Raw genomic sequence first — 3,413 nt, forward strand, 5'->3', positions numbered from 1 at the left:
TAAAGCATTAAAAATATTATCAAGCATTTAGGAGTTAAATGCCTTACTAATAACAAATTGGGATACGTTAAAATGAATAAAAAAATTCTTGCTTTAGCAGTCGCAGCATTAACAACCTCTACCTACAGCAACGCAATTGAAATTGTTAATGATGGTACAAATACTTTCTCTATTGGTGGCCGCTTAGCCGCTAGCGCACAATTTTCGGATGGCGATAGCAGCTTACAAAGCGAATCATCACGTATTAACTTTGCATTTACTCACGCCCTAGAAAATGGCTGGGATGTAGGTGCCAAAGCGGAATGGGGCTACGATGCGTTAGCCAACGGCAGTAAAGAGAGCCACCTTTCTAATCGTCTTGGCCAAATCACCGCAGATAAAGAAGGCATTGGTCAATTTACTATCGGTAAAGCATGGTCAATTCACTACGATGTAGCAGGCAAAACAGATATGTTCTGGGTGTTCGGTGGGGATACCGCAGGTAACTACGACGGTATTTCTGGAGATGGTGGCGTACATGGTACTGGTCGTGCTGATGACGTAATTCAATACCGTGGTAACTTTTCAGGCCTACAAGTTGGCTTACAATACCAATTCGAAGACGACAACTACGACACGTCAACTCAGACTGGTTACAACCGTAAAGGTGGTTACCAAGCAATGGCTGGCTATGACTTTGACTTCGGTCTTGGCCTAAGTGGTGTATACGCTGAAACACAATTTGATGATCGCGAAAATGCAAAGATCGCCAATGCCGTTGCAAGCTATGAAAATTCAGGTTTATACCTTGCGGCTAACTACAGCCAATCCAAGAACCATCAATACCAAGATGATTACGGCTTAACAGGTGCAGAAACTACCAACGAAGGTGCAATTAAAGATGCTACAGGCATTGAGCTCTTTGGCTCTTACGATATTGGCAGCTTCCAACTATTAGGCGGCTATAACCAACTAACAGATGATAACTCAGACGCTAAATATGCTTATGCAACTGTCGGTGCTGCCTACTTCACTGGTCCAATTATTCTAGCCGCTGAATACAAAATTGATACCAGCAGCAAAAATGGTAATGGCTCTTCCGCAGAACTTGATGATGTCCTAGCACTACTAGTACGTTACAACTTCTAAACGAAAACTTCTTTCAAAGAGAAAACTGAGTCTTTTTTGGGGTTCCGATTTAGGAACCCTTTTTTGCATTTAATGCAAACCTAATAATGTCATATTCAGGCTGCGTTAATTGCAATTAAATTTAAATGGACTCACATCAAACCATGGAGCTGAAACTATTTATCATTGATTCAACATCGACTATAGTACGCCCTTCTTTCTATCAAGACTTACGGATTATGAAGCACTTACTAAAACCCTTCATCGTGATTTTTTCGATGCTCATCATGGTAACTGGATGTAATGGCGCCGATGTACCAAAGCAAGGTACACACTACACAGTTCTTCCTAAGGAAATCACTAACGCTCCACAAATACTTGAAGTGTTTTCTTTTGGTTGTGGACACTGCCGCACGATGGAAACCATCATTCCTGAGATGGAAAAACAGACGAACACAAAAATCGAAAAAATGCATGCTACTTTCGACCGTGGCTCGCAAATGCTCGCTTTTATGTACTATACCGCTGTTATTCAAACCGATGACAAGCCTAGCGCAAAATTCATGGATGATTTATTCGGTTATATCCAAGAGCCATCAGAATCAACCGAAGCAGAGCGTAAGGCTCAGCTAGAAAACATCTATAAAAACAATAATCTAAAAACACCATATGCGCTATCAGATGACGAGAAAAATGCTGTCGTTGCAAAAATGGAGTATGCCGATAAAGTCATGCAAGAATCGCAGTTGAATGCTATTCCAGCTTTTATTGTTAGTGGTAAATACTTAGTTAACACCAGTGCACATGACAGTATTGAAGATATCTCTACGACTATGAGCCACCTCTTAAAACTATAACCTCATCGTACGCGATCTGTTTCGAGTTAAAGATCGCGTACTTTCTTCTATTTCACTCAATTCATTTCTATATTCCTACCGTATAATTTTGCTCTTAGCATAATCCCACGTTGTTGCTTCCCTTTTCATTTGTAAATTTCATCCAAACTTTAATTAGTAGTCCAAATTTCATTAAAAGTAAAAAAGAGGTTCCCAATATTAATACTCTGTCTCATAACCCAATTTATGTATTTTTTTGTGGAACTTTAATTATGTTTTTATGACTCCACTCGTCTACGTTTTATACGCGAATGGAATGATTGTTCGTCATGTAACAATCATATAAAAACACAATAATAAGGGACACAAAAATGAATAAGTCATTCATTGCCCTCGCAGTGGCATCAGTAGTAGCATTCCCCGCTTCAGCAGCAGAAGTATACCGTGATGGTGATACATCCTTCTCCGTCGGTGGCCGCTTGGCTGTTCGAGCTGAACATACTAAATCAGTTGGCTCTGAAGATAGTACAACCAAATTAGTGAATAGCAGTTCACGTATTAACTTCGGCTTTACGCACGGTTTAGTCAATGACTGGATCGTGGGTGCAAAAGCAGAATGGGGCTATAACCCCGTTGCCAACGGTAGCCAAGATTTTGGAAACCGCCTTGGTAACATTTATTTTGCCAGTGATAATGCAGGTACAATTACAGTCGGTAAACAATGGTCTGTCTATTATGATGTAACAGGCTGGACGGATGTATTCTGGGTGTACGGTGGTAGTGCGTCAGGTACATACGATGGCCGCGATGAAGGCGGTGCAGCAGGCGGTGACGGTGGTGTATCGGGTACAGGTCGAGCTGATGAAGCCCTAACCTACCGTAACCAATTTGGTCCAGTAAAAGTAGGTGTTCAATACCAATTTGAAAACGGCTCAAGCACAGGCGATCGTGAATATGGCCTACAAGGTAGTGTGATCTACGACATTGAGCAAGTTGGTGTCAGCCTTGGTGCTACGTATGGTCAAACCAAATACAAAGGCGAAGAAGACGACAAAGTATGGTCACTTGCAGCACTGTACGACAACAACAATATCTATGCAGCTGCGCAGTATGGTCAATATGAGAACCACATTAACTTCAACGGTGTAGGTGATGCCGTCGATAAAGCCAAAGGCTATGAGTTAATTGGGGCTTATACTATCCAAGACATGTACCAAGTCTATGGTGGCTATAACAGTGTGACTGATGATAACAGTGATGCTGAGCTATCTTACGGCCTAATTGGTGCAGCTTGGGTACCTGCTAACATTGTTATCGCCTTGGAGCTTAAGCTTGGCACTAAAGCGAAAGCAACAACAGGTGATGATGTAGGCGCAGATCAATATGCCCTACTCGCACGTTACAACTTCTAATTGCAATTGCGTTTAGCTATGCTCCCCAAATAAAAAGCTGCCAGTGGCAGCTTTTTAT

At 41.6% G+C, this 3,413-nt stretch carries 3 protein-coding genes; all 3 read left to right on the top strand.

The annotated features are described in order from the left end of the window. The first annotated feature begins 72 nt into the window (after positions 1-72). Positions 73-1,128, top strand: a complete 1,056-nt coding sequence (locus ASV53_RS23290; protein ID WP_094958891.1) for a porin — start codon at positions 73-75, stop codon at positions 1,126-1,128. A 143-nt stretch (positions 1,129-1,271) separates the two neighbouring features. Continuing rightward, positions 1,272-1,964, top strand: a complete 693-nt coding sequence (locus tag ASV53_RS23295; RefSeq protein WP_189337954.1) for a thiol:disulfide interchange protein DsbA/DsbL — start codon at positions 1,272-1,274, stop codon at positions 1,962-1,964. A 350-nt stretch (positions 1,965-2,314) separates the two neighbouring features. Further along, positions 2,315-3,355 carry a porin gene (locus ASV53_RS23300; protein WP_094958893.1) on the top strand — a complete coding sequence of 347 codons (1,041 nt, stop codon included), beginning with the start codon at positions 2,315-2,317 and terminating at the stop codon, positions 3,353-3,355. The last annotated feature ends 58 nt before the right edge of the window (positions 3,356-3,413 follow it).

This window comes from Photobacterium sanguinicancri (assembly GCF_002265265.1).
Taxonomy (GTDB): domain Bacteria; phylum Pseudomonadota; class Gammaproteobacteria; order Enterobacterales; family Vibrionaceae; genus Photobacterium; species Photobacterium sanguinicancri.

What these genes read in the sequence shown, in the direction of transcription:
- ASV53_RS23300 (WP_094958893.1), top strand. Translation starts at nt 2,315, where the DNA reads ATGAATAAGTCATTCATTGCCCTCGCAGTGGCATCAGTAGTAGCATTC.
- ASV53_RS23290 (WP_094958891.1), top strand. Translation starts at nt 73, where the DNA reads ATGAATAAAAAAATTCTTGCTTTAGCAGTCGCAGCATTAACAACCTCT.
- ASV53_RS23295 (WP_189337954.1), top strand. Translation starts at nt 1,272, where the DNA reads ATGGAGCTGAAACTATTTATCATTGATTCAACATCGACTATAGTACGC.